General features: G+C 62.2%; 12 protein-coding genes and 1 pseudogene. 9 read left to right on the plus strand and 4 right to left on the minus strand.

What is annotated here, in order from left to right; genetic code table 11:
- Positions 1 to 58 precede the first annotated feature (58 nt).
- The 5 genes from V1294_RS22735 to V1294_RS22755 all read left to right on the plus strand — a co-directional run bounded on the left by V1294_RS22735 (position 59) and on the right by V1294_RS22755 (position 5300).
- The gene (locus tag V1294_RS22735) at positions 59 to 2356 is read left to right on the plus strand and encodes a TonB-dependent siderophore receptor (RefSeq protein WP_334500277.1); all 2298 of its coding nucleotides are present in this window, start codon (positions 59 to 61) and stop codon (positions 2354 to 2356) included.
- A 22-nt stretch (positions 2357 to 2378) separates the two neighbouring features.
- Entirely contained in the window at positions 2379 to 3107 is a 729-nt protein-coding gene (locus tag V1294_RS22740) for a cobalt ABC transporter substrate-binding protein (protein ID WP_334500279.1), read from the plus strand.
- A complete protein-coding gene (locus tag V1294_RS22745; protein ID WP_334480456.1) occupies positions 3104 to 3385 on the plus strand; it encodes a DUF3649 domain-containing protein in 282 nt (93 codons plus the stop codon). Before V1294_RS22740 ends, V1294_RS22745 begins: the two co-directional genes overlap by 4 nt.
- Positions 3386 to 3450: 65 nt before the next feature.
- Positions 3451 to 5025 (plus strand): PepSY-associated TM helix domain-containing protein, encoded by a 1575-nt coding sequence (locus tag V1294_RS22750; RefSeq protein WP_334504771.1) that lies wholly within the window; start codon positions 3451 to 3453, stop codon positions 5023 to 5025.
- Positions 5022 to 5300: a DUF3325 domain-containing protein gene (locus V1294_RS22755; RefSeq protein ID WP_334500281.1), complete on the plus strand. Its 279-nt coding sequence runs from the start codon at positions 5022 to 5024 to the stop codon at positions 5298 to 5300. The genes V1294_RS22750 and V1294_RS22755 overlap by 4 nt, the downstream gene beginning before the upstream one ends.
- A 242-nt stretch (positions 5301 to 5542) precedes the next feature.
- Here the strand turns inward: V1294_RS22755 and V1294_RS22760 are convergent, their stop codons facing one another.
- Positions 5543 to 9214, minus strand: coding sequence for a YhdP family protein (locus V1294_RS22760; protein ID WP_334500284.1), 3672 nt, complete (start codon positions 9212 to 9214; stop codon positions 5543 to 5545).
- Between V1294_RS22760 and V1294_RS22765 the strand changes: the two genes are divergently transcribed.
- The 3 genes from V1294_RS22765 (at position 9158) to V1294_RS22775 (ending at position 12338) form a co-directional block, all read left to right on the plus strand.
- Entirely contained in the window at positions 9158 to 10198 is a 1041-nt protein-coding gene (locus V1294_RS22765) for a peroxiredoxin (protein ID WP_417021139.1), read from the plus strand. The genes V1294_RS22760 and V1294_RS22765 overlap by 57 nt on opposite strands.
- Before the next feature lie 100 nt (positions 10199 to 10298).
- Positions 10299 to 11654, plus strand: coding sequence for a M23 family metallopeptidase (locus tag V1294_RS22770; protein WP_334480451.1), 1356 nt, complete (start codon positions 10299 to 10301; stop codon positions 11652 to 11654).
- Positions 11655 to 11888: 234 nt separating this feature from the next.
- On the plus strand, positions 11889 to 12338 hold the full coding sequence (locus V1294_RS22775; protein ID WP_334500285.1) for an SRPBCC family protein: 450 nt from the start codon (positions 11889 to 11891) through the stop codon (positions 12336 to 12338).
- A gap of 125 nt (positions 12339 to 12463) precedes the next feature.
- On the opposite strand, the pseudogene V1294_RS22780 reads toward V1294_RS22775, so the two are convergent.
- A pseudogene (locus V1294_RS22780) lies at positions 12464 to 13685 on the minus strand (ABC transporter substrate-binding protein).
- Positions 13686 to 13874: 189 nt separating this feature from the next.
- Here V1294_RS22780 and V1294_RS22785 point away from each other — a divergent pair.
- Positions 13875 to 16043: a carbamoyltransferase C-terminal domain-containing protein gene (locus tag V1294_RS22785; RefSeq protein WP_334500287.1), complete on the plus strand. Its 2169-nt coding sequence runs from the start codon at positions 13875 to 13877 to the stop codon at positions 16041 to 16043.
- A 108-nt stretch (positions 16044 to 16151) separates the two neighbouring features.
- Here the strand turns inward: V1294_RS22785 and V1294_RS22790 are convergent, their stop codons facing one another.
- Both V1294_RS22790 and V1294_RS22795 read right to left on the minus strand, forming a co-directional pair.
- On the minus strand, positions 16152 to 16577 hold the full coding sequence (locus V1294_RS22790; RefSeq protein ID WP_334500289.1) for a cupin domain-containing protein: 426 nt from the start codon (positions 16575 to 16577) through the stop codon (positions 16152 to 16154).
- On the minus strand, positions 16574 to 17257 hold the full coding sequence (locus tag V1294_RS22795) for a helix-turn-helix domain-containing protein (RefSeq protein WP_334500291.1): 684 nt from the start codon (positions 17255 to 17257) through the stop codon (positions 16574 to 16576). The genes V1294_RS22790 and V1294_RS22795 overlap by 4 nt, the downstream gene beginning before the upstream one ends.
- Positions 17258 to 17295 lie beyond the last annotated feature (38 nt).

The raw sequence follows: 17295 nt of genomic DNA on the forward strand, positions 1-17295 counted from the left end.
ACGTTGCTTCCGAACCTTCGATTTCCTAGTCAGACGTCAACTGGTGAGTTGGGGGCGTTTGGTGAACTTCAAGAACAATAAGAGCCGCGTTCTTGTTGGCGCGGCCGTGAGTGCTGTTTCGCTAAGCCTGACTGGTATGGGAGCAACTCAAAGCAACGCGCAGAGCACAGCACCGCAGGTGTTGCCTCCGGTGTCCGTCGATGCGCCTGGACAGAGAGCGCGTGTGATGAGCACTGCGCGGCCGCGTGGCACGTCTCAGCGCTCAGCCCGCGTGGCGCCCCGCCAGCCGACCGAACAACCTCCTGCGCCGGTTGCGCCTGTCGCCACGATGGGGACGACCCGGACGATCGGAGCTCCGGCTCCGCCGTATGCTGGCGGTCAGGTGGCGCAGGGTGGAACGCTCGGCCTGCTCGGCAGCACCAACGTCATGAATGTGCCTTTCAGCACCGTCAACTATACGTCGCAGTTGATCGAGAATCAGCAGGCGCGGACGGCTGCGGATACGCTGATCAACGACGCTTCCGTGCGGCTCACCACCGGTAGCAACGGGTTCGACGACACGTTCCAGATCCGCGGCTTTGCTGTTCCCTCGGGTGACGTTGGTTTCAACGGTCTCTACGGACTGGTTTCCTCCAGTCGCGTGCCCGCTCAGATCATCGAGCGGATCGAACTGCTCAAGGGCCCTGGCGCGCTCATCAACGGTATTGCCCCCGGCGGCAGCGTCGGTGGCGGCATCAACATCGTCAGCAAACGTGCGACCGAGATACCGTTCACGCGTTTGACGCCATTCTTCATGAGCGCCGGCAATTACGGTCTCCATCTGGAGACAAGCCGCCGCTACGGCGAGAATAAGGAGTGGGGCGTTCGTTTCAACGGCGTGGGACGCAATGGCGAAGCCTCGATCGACGGTGGAAACTGGCGGTCCGGACTCGGTGCATTGTCGCTCGACTATCGCGGGGAGCGCCTGCGCTGGACGCTCGATGCGATCTCACAGAACGACGACACCAAGAACTTCCGTCCACAGGTCAGCATTCTTTCCACCACGACCGCCATTCCTGCCCCTCCCGATGCTCGCAGTAATTGGTACCCGGGCACGATGCTTCGTCAAAAGGACAACACCATCGCCTCGGGCCTCGAGTACGACCTGACCGATTCGCTGACCGCCTATGCGGGCCTCGGCTATCGTGAGGGAACGAACTATCAGACGTTTCCCGCTTCCACTCCCGGCGGAGCAAACGCTCTCGGCAACTTCAATCTCACGAATTCCTATTATGATTCCTACAGCAAGACAGTCAGCGGCAATGTGGGCCTGCGGTCGCGCTTCGAGACAGGCTTCATCGGTCATACCGTCAACGTCGCCTATACCGGCTTTCTGCAAGAGGCCGGCAATGCGTACATTCCGGGCGTTGGTGCGGTCCCATCGAATATCTACAACCCGTCTCCCCTTCCTGCGATCACGGCCCCTCGTACGGCGCCGCGGCGAGCTTCCGAGGTAACATTCACAAGCGTTGCAGTCGCCGACACCATGTCATTCTTGAATGACGTGGTGCTGGTAACCCTGGGTGTCCGTCAGCAGAACGTGAAACAGGAAAACTTCAGCACTCTGACGGGTGCTTTGACGAATACCGGCGAGTTCGAAAAGACTTCGCCCCTTGCCGGGGTGGTGTTCAAGCCCTGGAACAACGTTTCGCTCTACGCGAACTACGCAGAAGGACTCTCCCCGGGCGCCATCGTCGGTGCCGGCTACAACAACACTGGTGTTAGACTCGCTCCCTTCACGTCGAAGCAGCAAGAAGCTGGCGTGAAGGTCGACTGGGGCACCGTCACGACGACCGCGGCAGTATTCCAGATTGCTCGACCGAGCACGGTCCGGACGGCATCGAACTTTCTGGCGTATGACGGCGAACAGCGCAACCGTGGCGTGGAACTGAACGCGTATGGCCTGTTGCTGCCGGGGCTGCGCGGCATGGCCAGCGCAACCTTCCTGCGTCCGGAACTGACGAACCCGGCCAATCCGCTCGAACGCGGCAAAGACGCCGCCGGCGTGCCTGACAAGACCTTCTCTGCCGGCCTCGACTGGGACACGCCGTGGGTGGAGGGCCTCTCTCTCAATGGACGCGTGATCTATACGTCGGGCTCATATCTCACGAACCTCAACAAGCCGTGGCAGAAATTCTCCGACTGGACCCGGGTCGACATCGGCGCGCGCTACGCGACTTCGCTCAACGGCCGGCCTGTCACGATACGCGCCAATATCGAAAACCTGTTTGACGAGAATTATTGGCTCACGACCGGCACCTACGTGACAGTTGGCTCACCTCGAACCTACATCGTATCTGCCGCATTCGACTTCTAACGGAACGTCCAAGGTATTTGTAATGTCAAAGCTCTCCATCGTCGCAATCGCCCTGCTTGGAGCAGTGACGCCCGTGCAGGCGCACCAGATCTGGATCGAACAGTCCGAAGGTCAGAATGCCGTCGTTCGCTTCGGCGAGTTCGGCGAGAACCTTCGCGAAGCATCACCAGGGTTGCTCGACAAGTTTGCAAAGGTCACCGGCACGCTCGTCTCCGCCAAGGGCGAGCAAAAGTCTGACGCCACCAAGACCGCCAACGGCTTCACGCTGCCGTTCTCCGCGGCCTCCGGCGACGGCATCTTGGCGGAGGATGCGAACTACCCGCTCTATGTCTGGAAGCAGCAGGGCAAGGACGTCACCAACTGGTTCTATCCCGCGGCCCGCTACATCACTAGCTTTACCGCGCAGCAGCCCAAGCTCGTGCTCGATCTCGTCCCGACCGGCGAGGACGGCCAATTCAAGCTCTTCTTCAAGGATCAGCCCAAGGCCAAGACCAAAGTGACGCTGGTGACCGAGTCGGGTTGGTCCAAGGATGCTCACACCGATGAGCACGGCCTTGTGAAGTTCGATATGCCCTGGAAGGGCACCTACGTGGTTGAAGTCAGCTTCAACGACCGCAGCGCGGGTGAGCGCGCGGGGGCCGGCGGCGCCGAGAAATATGATGCCGTAAGCTATGCCACCACGGTGACCTTCGTGAACGCCAAGGGCCTGACACCCATTCCTGCGGGCCCGCCCGCAACGCCGGGCAAATGAGTTTTATGATACATCGGGTCCGCTCCACGGGCCCGCTGATCTCGCGCATCGTGGCTGCGCTGTTCGGCGGCTATGCCTTGGCCGCACTTTTCAGCGTTGCCGTGCTCGCCCTACCCTTGAGCAAGCCGCAGGCCGTGCTCACCGGCATGCTGGCGAGCTTCGCCATCTACGCCGGTGCCGTGATCTGGGTCTTTGCGGTGCGCAGTGCGCTGAGGGCCTGGGCGGGATTGCTCATCGTGGCTGCGCCGCTGTTGCCGCTGGCGTGGTCTGTTTCCTGACGAAGGGCCTGCGCGTGAATACGGACAACGATGTGCGAGTTGCAGGCCCCGGCATCCGGCAAAGCATGTCCACCCTGCACACATGGGCCGGCCTTCTGCTCGGCTGGGTGCTCTATGCCATGTTCCTCACCGGCACCGTGTCGTATTTCAAGGATGAACTCTCGCAATGGATGCGGCCGGAGCTGCCGCGCCTGTCTCAAATTCCCGATCAGGCCGTGGTGGCACAACGGCTCGCGGACGAGCTTGGCAACATAGCGCCCGGAACATCGCAGTGGAGCATCCGCCTGCCCGACGAGCGCAACAACAGTGTCTATGCGTTCTGGCGCACAACTCCGCGCAACCCGGGCCAGCGCGGCTTCGGTGAAGGCAACTTCGATCCCGCGACCGGCCAACGCGTCGCCTCGCGCGACACGCTAGGCGGCGAGTTCTTCTACCGTTTCCACTTCCAGTTCCATTACATGCCGGTGGTCTGGGGCAGATGGCTGGCGGGCGCAGCCGCGATGTTCATGCTCGTGGCCATTGTCAGCGGCGTCATCACCCACAAGAAGATCTTCGTTGATTTTTTCACCTTCCGCTGGGGGAAGCGACAGCGCTCGTGGCTGGACGCGCACAACTCCTTGTCGGTGTTTGGTCTACCGTTTCATTTCATGATCACCTACACCGGACTGGTGACGCTGATGGCGCTGTACATGCCATGGGGCGAGCAAGTAGCTTTCAAGACGCCGGCAGAGCGCCAGCAACTTTCAGCCGAACTGAGCGCCTTCATCCAGCCGGGCAAACCCAGCGGGCAGAAAACGGCGCTGGCATCGGTGGCGGACATGGTGCGGCAGGCCCAGGAACGTTGGGGCCGCGACAGTATAGGGCGCGTAACGGCCGTTCATCCCGGAGATGCGGCAGCGCGTGTGTCGGTGGCGCGAGGAGAAGCGGGCCGTGTCTCCATGAGTCCGCAATACATGGAGTTCGAAGGGGCCACCGGCAAACTGCTGACGGTCCGTGAGTCGGTGGGGGCTGCGGCCGAAACCCGTGGCGTGCTTTACGCACTCCACCTCGGGCGCTTCAGCGACACCGAAATGCGATGGCTGTACTTTCTCGTCAGCTTCATGGGTACGGCCATGGTGGGTACGGGCCTGGTTATGTGGACCGTAAAGCGGCGACAGAAGCTGCCTGACCCGGGTTGTCCCTATTTCGGCTTCCGCCTTGTAGAGCGACTGAACATCGCCAGCATCGCCGGCCTGTCGATCGCAATGACTGCATTTTTGTGGGCCAACCGCCTGTTGCCGCACCCGTTGGAGAGCCGCGCGGACTGGGAGGTTCACGCATTCTTTATCGTCTGGGGCCTGACGCTGCTGCATGCCGTGGTACGTCCAGCCAGGTCAGCCTGGGTCGAGCAATTATGGGCGGCATCAGCGCTGCTGTTTCTGTTGCCGCTTCTCAACGCATTCACGACGCAACGTCCGCTGTGGCACAGCCTGGTAGAAGGCGACCGGGTCTTCGCCGGTATCGATATGATGTGCTGGGCGCTGGCTTTGCTTCATGCCGTTCTGGCAATACGCACTGCCCGGCAGGGGGCGATTTCCCAGTCCGGGCTCAAGCCAAAACGGCAGGCTCCGGTCGTCACCTCCCGCGAGGCAGCAGAATGAATCACCTGCTGCCCTTCGCGCTCAGCCTGGCAGGCTTTACTGCGTTGGCATTTGCCTTGTCCCGCCAACAGCGCGATATCATCGGCAGACCGCTGCAGCCGACCACGACCTACGTCCTTCGCGTTGCCGGCACTTGCGCTCTACTGTTTGCGCTCGGCATTCTTGTCGCCGAGAAGGGCTGGAGCATCGGCCTCGTGATGTTCAGCGGTCACACCAGCATTGCTGCCGGTATCGTGCTTTGTGCGCTTATCGGGCAAGCGAGGATGGTGCCTTAAGCGTCCATATCCGGAGCAGAATGAGGTTGGGGTGGGCCGTGGCGGACCATCTCCTGCCCCGGACGCGAGCAGCCAAAGTGCTGCGAGCCGGGGCTTATTCTACTTTGCATGGGGTTGTTTTCGCGATTTTGTGTCTGGGCCCTGCGGTGTGCCGCCCAAGAGCATCTGCACTGCGGCCGGGACACGAAATCGTTAATGCTTCGCGCTGACGGCGTACCGATTCGACTCCAACCCGATCCGCCTTAATTATTCGGCGGGAATTCGATCGGGTTGTTCTGCTTGCCGGTGTTGAATTCCATGATCTTTCGCGTCACGCCCGGAAAGATCGCCGAAATCGGATTGACGCGCAGCACGGGCTGGCCCGGCGTACCGACGACCTCATAGGTCACGCCGATCAGGCCCTCATTGTTGCCGTTGCCGAGGAACAGGCCAAGTACCGGAATCTGGCCGAACATGTTGTTCAGCCCGTACATCGGAACGAAGGTGCCGCTCATCCGAACTTGGTTGACGACGGTATCGATGCTGCCTTCGATGGTCGCCCCGACCATCGGTCCTTTCACGACACCATCGCGGATCGCGAGCTGTCCATTCTGCCGGGTGAACTCGGCTCGCAACGCCGTAAAGGAAACGCCGCTCTGCGTGCCGGTTGAGCCGCCAGCAGCCACACGGTCGAGCGAAGCCTCGCCCTTGATGGAGAAGTTGCGGACGTTGATCAGGCCTTCCTTGGCGCTGGGTTCGACGGTCGGAGGCTCCAACGCGAGTTCGAGCTGGCCGCCAATAATCTTGGAGTACATGTCGGTGAACCGGAAGAAGGCACCCGCATCACCGGTCTGCAGGATGATGATGTCCCGGCCCTGCCCCTGCGCGCGGCCGCGCAAATCCGCGGTCACCAGCGTATCGCGTCCGACCTTGCCGGACAGCGTGAAGTTTTTCACGATGCCGTTGCGGCGGGAGAACTTGCTATCGACGCTGCGCAACGCCTCGCCGTTGAATCCCGCCACCGCGCCGAGCTTGAGGTCGATGTCGAGGTCGATATTCCTGGACTTGTTCTTGGGATCGGCCTCCTTGCCTGTTATCGCCGACTTGAGGAAGCCGCGGCCGTCGAACACGTCGCCGCGCATCATGACCTTCACGACGCCGTCAGCGCCGCGTTCGGCTTTCAGCGAGGTCTTGTCGCCGTCCGATGGCGCGTAGGTCGGGAAGTTCGCATTCAACAGGTCGCCATTCTGGTCGACTTCCAGCGATCCCTTGATCGAGACGCCGCCGCCCTCGACCACGATGTCCTGGAACAGTGTCGATTGTTCCTTCTTCACCACGATGAACGTCGCCTTGCCCGACTTGCCGGGCACCTTGACCCAGCCCGGCAGGATGTTGTCGAGACGTAGCGAGGTCAGATCGGCCTCGATGCCGACGCGGCTGTCGTTCTCGCCGATCTTGCCGATCACCTTGATCGGAATGGAGCCGCTGACGGCGGACCCGAGATCGATCCCGAGGCGTTGGCGGCTGGCGTCATCGAGCGTCGCCTGCAGCCTGATGTCGGCGTCGCCCTCGTTCTGCTTGCGATAGTCAAGCGAGGCTGGCTGACCGTTGATCTTGACGTCGCCCTTGACCTGGTAGCCGGAATTGTTGGCGACCAGCTTCAGCGTATTGGATTCCAGTTTCTGGTTCATCACGAGCTTGTCGGCGGCAAACCCGGAGAGATCGGCCGTGACGGCGTAGGTGGTGTCGGCCTTGGTCAGCGAGCCCTTGACCGGCATGCCCATCGTGATGGAGGCGGTAATGTTGCCCTTGCTGGAGTTAGGATCGATTAAGGTGCCGGAGACGTCGCTGAGACGGTCTGAGGCGAGAATCTCTGCGGCGGCCGGCACCGGAGCATCGACCCTGAACTTCACCCGCGAGGGTGACGGCTTCGGCGCCATGTCCGGCACCTCGAAGATGAAATCCGAAATGTTGATCTTGCGTCCGGCCGGCGTGTCGGCGACGCCCTGCCCGATCGTCACCGTCGCGGTGCGGCCGGTGACCCGCGCCTTCAAATCGGCATCGCGAACCGAGGGCATTTCATCCACCGGGCGCACCGTGACGCCGGAGGCCACGATGTTGACGGCGAGACCATCATCCGGAATCGGCGGCCCCTTGCGCGACAAGTTACGCACCGGCGAATTGACGCCGACCTCGATACGCTGAAGCGTACCCTTCTCGATCCGCTCGATCACCCATTCGCGCACTTCGGGCACGATCAGGACCGGCCACATCCGTTTCAGCGCCGATGCCGACATCGGCGTGCCCGCGAAACCAAGCTGCAGACGCGCCTCGTTCGCATAGTCGACGCTGCCAGTGCCGGCGATGCCGATCTCGCCATTGCTGATATCGGCCTGCGTGAGCAGCACGCGCTTGCGGTCGGTGTCGAACTTCAACCCGATCGCGATGCGATTGAAGATCAGCGGCGGTTCGTTGTCGGTGCCGGCGAGCAGGATCGTGCCGCCGCTAAGGCCCGCCTGCCATTCGGTGGTGGCGCCGTTCGGCGGTTCGAGATGACCCAGCAACGTAATCCGGTTCGCGCCGGAAACGACCTTGAAGGGCGCGACCAGCACCCGCCGTCCGGAATCCCATTCGACGCTCATCTCCGCCGAATCGATCGGCATCGGATAATCGGGCGTATCGCTATCGATCAGGTTCCCGGCCCCGGCGATGACCTTGCCGCGCAAATAGGTCGGCACGCCATCGCGCCCCAGTTCACCCTTCAGCTCACCAGACAGCGGCAATTCCGCACTATAGGTGAGATCCTTGACCCGCATCGCCAGCAGGATGTTGGCGGCCGGCACCTTGTCGGCGCGAAGATCGACCGACCGCACGCCGTTCTGCGGCGGCCCGACCACGACCTTGAGCGACCACGGGCGTGCGCCCTCCTCGCCAAGGCTCACCGCGACCCCGCCGCCGCTCGGCCGGCGCATGCTGAGGCTGATATTGTCGAACGTCCATTTGTTGCCGCGCTGCTGGTCGTCGACGACGAGATTGCCGTTCTTGAGGCCGATCTCGTTCAGGTTCTGACCGTCGAGGCCGCTAAGGCTGAGGCTGTCGAGCCAATCGAGGCTGGCCAGCAATCCGTTCTGCGTCGTGTCGGGCACCGTCGCCGTCACGCCCTGGGCGGGCGCAGGCGCTGGACGGGGGAATGTCGGCGCCATGCCGGCATCGCGCTTGGAGGCAACGCCGGTCGCCAGCGGTTTGGCGGTGTCGCCGGCAGACACCGTCACCTGGCCGTCCGGCGTGATTCGCACCGCGAGTTCGGCATCGACCAGATTGAGGCTTTCGGCACGCAGCCGTCCCATCAGAAGCGCCGTGCCTGACAGTTTCACCTCGGCCTTCGGCGCGGTGGCGACGACGACCTGGTCACGGTCGCGAACCACGATGTCGCGGATTCGCACCGCGATTCGAATCCGTCCGGCCCGCTCGATCTGCGTACCGCCGACCTCGACCGTATTTCCATGGCCGATATTTTCCTCGATAGCGGCCGCCAGCCAAGGCGTTGCCATATCGAGATTGATGGGCCCGGCGCCGAGCCGCCACCACAGACCGCCAAAACAACTGGTGAAGATTACCGCCAGCACGGCAATCACGATCGCCAGGCGCTTGACCCAGCGTTCGCCGGTCAGCCGGAGTTGCAGCGCTGCAAATTTGTCGCCCAGCCGGCCGGAACTGGGGCGGGAGAGCAGCCGCTTTGCCCGATGGCGCGCCGCCTCGTCAGGCTCTTGATCCCAGCCGCCCGCATCATCCCACTGAGAGTTGTGGGCCTCGGCACGCGGATTCGACCCCTTGGGCGAAGTGTTCCTAGCCATTGCCTCTCGGTGTCGGCGCTGAGGTTGATCGCCGCCAACGGCGCGCTCTTCGATCGTTATCGAGCGCTCCTGTGCCGGCATCGCTGCCAATCCTCGATTAATACTGTTACTCGTGGTCGGGCCCAAGGATTGATTGGGCGGTCCCATCGACGAGCGGACGGGGGTAGCGTCGAATTCCTTGTAACCATACTCCCGGGTCATCAAACTTGCCCAGCGGCCGGAGCGAATCCGACGGTCAGAGGCAAGACCCGCAATACCCTAATGGTTGATCTGCGGAAAGCGACGAAAGGAAGGCGTATGTCCAAGAAAACGCGCAAGAAATCCTCCAAGCCAGCCCCCAAAAGCCGCAAGACGCCCGCCCCAAAACCAGCCGCGGCCAAACCCGCTCGCAAAGCCGCTAGCCGCAGCGACACGACATCGGCCAAAAAGCCTGCCGCCAAGGTCGCCAGCAAGGCAGCCAAATCCGCCGCCAAGGCAACCGTCAGAAAACCGGACAAGATGGCCAAAACCGCCAAAGCCGCTCCTGCCGAAGCGTCGCACAAGCCGCCATCGAAACCGTTAAAATCCAATCTATCGGCTCCGCCCAAACCGGATCTGGGAACCGAACTGGTCGAGGGCGCGATGGCTCCCTCCTTCAGGCTGCCCCGCGATGGCGGCAGTAGCGTCTCGCTGGCCGACTATGCTGGCAAGAAACTGGTGCTGTTCTTCTATCCCCGCGCCGACACCCCCGGCTGCACCCGGGAAGCGATCGACTTCACGCGGCTCGAGAGCGCGTTTGCCGATGAGGGAGCCGCGGTCCTCGGCATCTCGGCCGACACCGTAAAAGCCCAGGAATCCTTCCGCAGCAAGCACCGGCTTTCGGTTCCTCTGATCTCGGATGAGCAGCATGAGATGCTGGAGGCCTATGGCGCCTGGGGCGAAAAATCGATGTACGGCAGGAGCTTCATGGGAATCATTCGAACGACGGTTCTGATCGGGGCCGATGGTCGAGTCGCCAAAATCTGGCGTCATGTGCGGGTCGACGGCCATGCCGACGACGTGCTGGCCGCCGTCCGCGCCCTCTGATTTGACAGGTTCCATTTCCCAAAAATTAACCATGAAAGGGTCAAATCGGCACGCAAATTGAGCCGTACGGAACTCATCTCCGACCGGCGCGGGAGTGCCGATGTCGTACCGTTCCGGTCATCATTATTCCGATCACCACCATCCTCACGATCATGGCCGGACGCCGCCCCGCCGTCCCGCCAACTATGCGGCAAAGGCGGCTGCGATCGACGGTGACGGCTACACCATCGTGCATGCCGGCAAGCAGGTCCGGCTCGGCCCAGTCGTGTTCTGGATCGTTGTCGGCACGATCGTGTTGCTCGGCATGTGGTCGGCGGCGACCGCCACCTATTTCGCGTTTCGCGACGACGTCCTGACCCGGCTGATCGCCCGTCAGGCCGAGATGCAATACGCTTATGAGGACCGCATCGCGGAGCTGCGCGCCAAGGTCGACCGCACCACCAGCCGCCAGTTGCTCGATCAGGAGCAGTTCGACCAGAAGCTCGACCAGATCATGCGCCGCCAGACCGCACTCGAATCGCGTGCCACTGCCCTCGGCACGATCCCGGATGCCGCGGCCACCGGTTCGGTCAGGCCTCCGGCGCGCGGCGCGGCTGTGGAGACGCCGGCTTCCGGCACCCTGAAACCCTCCCCGATCAGCGACACCGTGATCTTCGTGGCGCCACCGGATCGCGAAGCGCGGCTGGAATCGCGCGCGCCCATCGCCGTCAAGCCACAGCCAAATCAGTTTGCCAAGGTTCAGGGCTTCGACAATGTGCTGGTCCGCCTGCAGACCTCGCTCGATTCCGTCGAGCGGCGCCAGATGGCGGCACTGACCGCGGTCGAGGACAGCATGGAATCGCGCGTCCGCCGGATGCGCGGCGTGTTCAGCGATCTCGGCCTCGACATGGCGCAGCTCGAAGCGGCGACGCCGCGCTCGGCCATTGGCGGCCCGTTCGTACCGGTAAAGCTTTCGGCCGATGCCGGCGCATTCGAGCGCCAGCTCAACCGAATCAATATCACCCGCTCGCAGATGCAGCGTCTCAACGCGACCCTGGCGCTGGTGCCCTACCGCAAGCCTGTTGTCGGCGAGGTCGAATTCACCTCGGGCTTCGGTGTCCGAAGCGATCCCTTCCTCGGCCGCCCCGCCATGCACACCGGCCTCGACTTCCGCGCCGCCACCGGCGATCCCGTCCGCGCCACCGCGAACGGCAAGGTGCTGTCATCGGGATGGATGGGCGGCTATGGCCGCATGGTGGAGATCGACCACGGCAACGGGTTGTCGACTCGTTATGGCCACCTGTCGGAAATTCACGTCAAGGTCGGTGACGTCGTCAGGATCGGACAGGTGATCGGCGCCGTCGGCTCCACCGGCCGCTCCACCGGCCCACACCTGCATTATGAAACGCGGATCGACGGCGACGCGGTCGACCCGCAGAAGTTTTTGCGCGCCGGCGTGAGGCTCAGCGCGGGCTAGCATCACGCCGCCAGAACTGGCGTGCTCGCTTGTCGATCGTGCGCGGAATACTCGCTCTATTCTACCCTCGCCGCTCCACAGTCACCTAAACGGAACCGGCGCACGCCCGCGTCGGTGAAATTTTTTTGCCCCCATGTCGGCTCGCAGGGAGGCCAGGCGTCCTTGTGGCAGAGACGGAGCTAACCCAACTAAATCCTGCGATATACTCCGCTCAGTAATGGAGAAAATAACGTCATGTCCCAAGGCAATACCGTTCGTTTGCACCGTGTCCTCGCCACCAAGCCGGAGAAGGTTTTTCGTGCCTTCCTTGATGCGGACGCCATGGCCAAGTGGCTGCCGCCCTACGGATTCACCTGCAAGGTTCACCATTTTGAAGCGAAGGTTGGCGGCACATTCAGGATGTCATTCACGAATTTCACCATGAACACAGGCCATTCGTTCGGCGGAGAATATCTGGAAATCGTGCCCAATGAGCGTATCCGCTACACCGATCGTTTCGACGATCCCAATTTGCCCGGCGTCATTGAGGTCACTGTGACCCTGAAAGCGGTGTCGGTCGGAACCGAGATCAACATCGAACAGACAAACGTGCCGACGGTGATTCCGGTCGAAGCCTGCTATCTCGGCTGGCAACAGTCGCTCGCCCAGCTCGCATTACTCGTGGAGCCGGATATTCCGGGATAGTGAGGGCCGAGGACAGGCACCACGCCGTGGTGCCTTATCCCTCCAGAGCGGACACCGGTTCGCGTTTAGAAAACGCGTCAAAAGAAGATTCTAGAGTCCGGTTCTGATTAAATCAGAACCGGACTCTAATGCCCGACCTCCCCGGCGATGATGTCGCCGAACTTCCCAGGCTTCGCCGTTGAACTTCATCAACTGCATCTGTTCGATCGGGAAGAAGTCGTTGGCGGCCGTGTTGATCTTGATCCCGGGCAGCAGCACCTCGCTGGTGAAATCCTTCAGGCTCGCGGCTTGCTTCATCACGTTCTCGCGCGTGAGATTGTCGCCGCACTGCTTCAGCACCTGCACCATGGTCTGCGCCGTCGCATAGCCGTAGATATTGTTGGCGTTGGTCTTGTCTCCGTCAGGGAAATATTTGTCCATGAACGCAAGCCAGGTCTTGATCCCCGGATCGTCCTTCCACAATGGATCGGTCGGATCCTTCAGATAGGCCGTTGAAATGATGCCTTTCGAATTATCGAGGCCGGCTGGCTTGAGGACCGCCGCCACCGAGGTCGAGACATTGCCGATGAAATAGACCGGCTTCCAGCCGAGCTCGGCCACCTTCCGAATCGCCTGCGCCGCGCCCTTCGGCGCCGCCCAGGTCATCATGATGTCGGCGCCGGAATCCTTCAGCGCGACGATCTGCGAATCGATGGTGGGATCGGAGACCTCATAGGACTTGTCGACGATGATCATACTGGCCTTGGCGCCAAGGCCATCGCGCAAGCCCTTCATCTGGTCCTTGCCGGCATCGTCATTCTGCCAGAGCGCCGCGATCTTGCCGTTCGGAAAGTTCTTCAGGATATAGGCGGCGTAGATCCGGCCTTCGCTCTGGTAATTCGGCTGCCAGCCCATGGTCCACGGAAAGTTCTGCGGATCGCCCCATTTGGTCGCACCGGTCGCGACGAAGAGCTGCGGGACCTTCTTGGCGTTCATGTATTTCTGGATTGCCGAATTGGACTGCGTGCCGAGCGGCTGGAAGATCAGCAGCACCTCGTCGCTTTCCACCAGCTTGCGCGCCTGCTCGACCGCCTTCGGCGGGCTGAAGGCGTCGTCATAGCTGACGAAATTGATCTTGCGGCCGTTGATGCCGCCCTCGGCGTTGACCTTGTTGAAATAGGCCGCCTGCGCCTTGCCGATCGTGCCATAGGCCGACGCCGGGCCGCTGTAGGGCATGATGTTGCCGATCTTGATTTCGGTATCGCTGGCGCCGGGATCGTATTTTTTCTGGGCGTGGGCTGTGGTGGCGACCGTTGCGACGACGGCGAACACGGTCAGGGCAACAAGGTTCTGCATGCGAACCGGCATCGTTTTCTCCCCCTATTTTTTTCGGTCTTGTTGCGGGCAAGTCTCGCAAGTCGCATCAACAGTTGCAAGCATGTGCTTATTCCGTATGACGAAACAGCATTGTTGCCCGGCGCCAATTGTGATTGATGCAGGTTCGCGTCATTACCATGCGTGCAAGGCCATGCGTTCAAGGCCCAGAGGTTGGACAGGTTGAAACCAGACATACGAATTGGCCCGCGGCATCCCAGGCTCGCTGGCCTCGGCTTCCGTTTCGCGCGCTGGCTCGCGGCGAAAACCATGGGGGCTGCGGGATTTCACCAGCTCGGCTCGGAATTCGCCGATGCGCGGATCGCGCATGTGCGCGACAAACTTGCGCGCGGCGAAACGGTCTATCTCGCGGGCCTCGGCGCACCCGGCACGCATAATTCAGGTCTGGCGCTGGTCGAGGTGACGCAGGCTCACGGGCCGCGGCTGATCGTCAACAATGAGGAAGAGCGCTTTTCGGGCAACAAGCACACGACAGAGTATCCCAAATTGTCGGTCGACGCCGCGGTGGCGACGCTACGGGAGATGGGCCGCGACATCGGCGACATCGATGCCTGGCTCACGAGCTGGGATTATCCGACGCTTGCCGGCACGCTGGCGCGCTCGGTGATCGAAGAAATGCCACAGAGTTTCAAGCTCGTGCGCACCACCGAAGCCGCAGGCTTCGACGGCCGCCGCCTCGACCAGATGACGCGGACGCCAAAGATCCTGGCCCGCCAGTTCGAGCTTGCCGAGCGCGTGCCGCTGATTTGCCTGCCGCATCACGACAACCACGCCTGGTTTTCCTACGCCGCCTCACCGTTCGCCGATGACGGCGAGCCGACGGCGATTGCGGTGCTCGACGGAACCGGCGATCAGGGCTCGATCTCGCTTTACGTCGTCGAGCATGGCGCGATGCGCCCGCTCTACTGCAACGACAGCATGTTCGATTCACTCGGCGCGTTCTACAGCGTGATTTCCTCGACACAGGGCGGCTGGACCTGGCTGTCCAGCGAGGGCCGCTACATGGGCGCCGCCGCGTGGGGCGACATGGACCGCGCCAGCAATCCCTATTATGCGCGGTTGCGCGACGTGCTGCATTTCGGCCGCGATGGCGAAGTCCGGCTCAACCGCGCGATGGCTAACTGGTATTGCGACCCCTTCGATCATCCCTACAAGCAGGCGCTGACAGAGATACTCGGCGAACCGCTCAAGCCGGACCAGCTCTGGAATCCGGATGCGGTGCTGCGTGTCGAGGACATCCATCACCGCCCTGATACCAGGGACCGCCTCGACAAGGCCGCCGCTACCCAACTGGTGTTCGAAGACGCCATGATCCATGTCGTCGATCACCTGTTGCGCACCACGGGTGCCAACCGGCTGGTGCTGACCGGCGGCGTCGCGCTGAACGCGGTCGGCAATATGCGGCTGCTTGAGCATTTCGATGAGGCCTGGTTCGCCAAAGCCCAGCAGCGCAACACGCGCCTGCATCTTTGGGTGCCGCCGGTTCCCGGCGATCCCGGCGTCACCATCGGCGCCGCCTGGCTATTCGCGCATCTCGCCGGCGCCCCGCGCGGCGCACCGATGACGCATGCTTTCTATTGCGGCACGCCACCATCGCAAGAGGATATCGTCAGCGCGGTCGAGGCCAATGACATCGCCTCGCAACGGATCGGGGATATCTCGACCTCTGACGGCCGCGACGCGATCGCCGACCTGATGGCATTCATGGTGGCGCAGAGCGGCGTGATTGCGCTCTATCAGGGCGCGGCCGAAACCGGTCCCCGCGCGCTCGGCCATCGCTCGATCCTCGCCAACCCCTGCGACGCGGAAGCGCGCGAACGGCTGAACGAGCGCGTCAAATACCGTGAGGCCATTCGCCCGCTGGCGCCGATGGCGACGCTGGACGCCGCGCGAGAATATTTCGAACTGCTGCCCGGCGCCTCGGATGCCGATTACAACGCCTATAATTACATGGTGCTGACGGCGCATTCGAAGCCGCACGCGCGCGAAAAAATTCCAGCCGTCATTCACGCTGACGGCACCGGCCGAATCCAGATCGTGCGCGCTGAAGACGATCCCCTCACCCATGCCTATCTCACGGCGCTCGGCCGCCGTATCGGCGTCGAGCTGTCCGTCAACACCTCCTTCAATGTCGCAGGACCGATCGCGCAAACGCCGCAGCAGGCGATCGACACGCTGCGCCGCTCCAAGGGGCTCGATGCCGTCATCATGGTCGCCGACGACGGCACCGTGCACGCGGCCTGGCATGGCGGCGAGCGCGATAGCGGAAGGTTCAGAAACTGGCTCGCCGACTGGAAGAAGACATCGGCTTCCAGCCAGCGCACGCGATAATTCGCTTCTTCCCTGAGATCGGGTGATCCGCCGGTTCAGAGATCGACGCGCTCGCTCGCAACCGTCTTGCGTTCCGCCATGTTGAACCGGCCGCTATAGATCGGGCGCTCACCGGGTCGTCGGACCGGGATACTGGACGATGAATATCTCCCCGCCCGTTTCGGTGCGGAATTCGCCCTCAAAGTGCGGGTCGGGATGGAACAGCACCGTTCCCGGACCATGCAGCGTTCCGTCGATTGAAAACTCGCCTTTCAGGATATGCCAGACCTGCGCGAAGCCATGATAGTGCTCGGGGTGATAGGCGCCGGGCTCAAGCCGCAGAATTCCCGCGTTCGGTTCGGTCGGACGTTCCGGTCGCGGATGAAAAAGCATTTTGCCTGTCTGGCCCGGCCACCGGATCGTCTCCCAATCGACTTCCTCGAAATGGCGCGCCTCGTAAGGCTTGTGGTCCTTTCGCGAGGCTTCGCGCGCGGTCGTCAATTCCGCATTTGCGGCCGCCGTATCGGGAATCTCCTTGCTCCTGACAGCACTCATTTTGCTCTCCCTTTTGCCGTGCTCTCTCGTTCGCTTTTCCTGCCCGCAATATTGCTCCACCACTCGACCGCGATGGCCGACTGATTTTCGATTGATGTCACCATGAGCAGGCGCGCACTGCCGGACCCGCGCGCCCATGCCATATGCGGTACGTCCGAGCGCAAATGAATCGAATCGCCTCGCTCCAGCGCGATGGTTTCGTCGCCCACCTGAAATTCGACACTGCCTTCGAGGACAAAGCACATCTCTTCGCCGGGATGCGCGACCAGCGTCGGCCTGCGCGGTTTTGCCGACAATTCGAGCTGGAAAGTTTCCAGCCGCTGCTCGCCCACGCCCGAAGCGAGCTTGCGCCAGGCATAGTTTGCGTCAGCGCCCTTCGATGGAACGGCATCGATTGACCGCACCACGCGATACGCGCGGGTCCGATCCTCGCCTTCGACGTCGGCAAACAATTCAGCCGGCGGCACCTGAAGGACGCCGGCAATTTCCAGGAGATTGCCGATCGAACACGCGATGAGTCCACGCTCGATCCGCGAGAGAAATGTCACGGATAGCCCGACCATTCCGGCGAGTTCATCGAGCGTCAAACCGCGCGCCGAGCGGGCCCTGCGAATGACAGCTCCGATTGCGGCAAGGCGCGCCGCCTCGCGGGCGCGCCGGCCAGCTTCTGCCGAAACCACGCTGCTCCCCATTTGCTTATAGGGCAAATCGTATTGCT

Origin of the sequence: Bradyrhizobium sp. AZCC 1678 (assembly GCF_036924765.1) — a bacterium.
Classification (GTDB): Bacteria; Pseudomonadota; Alphaproteobacteria; order Rhizobiales; family Xanthobacteraceae; genus Bradyrhizobium; species Bradyrhizobium algeriense.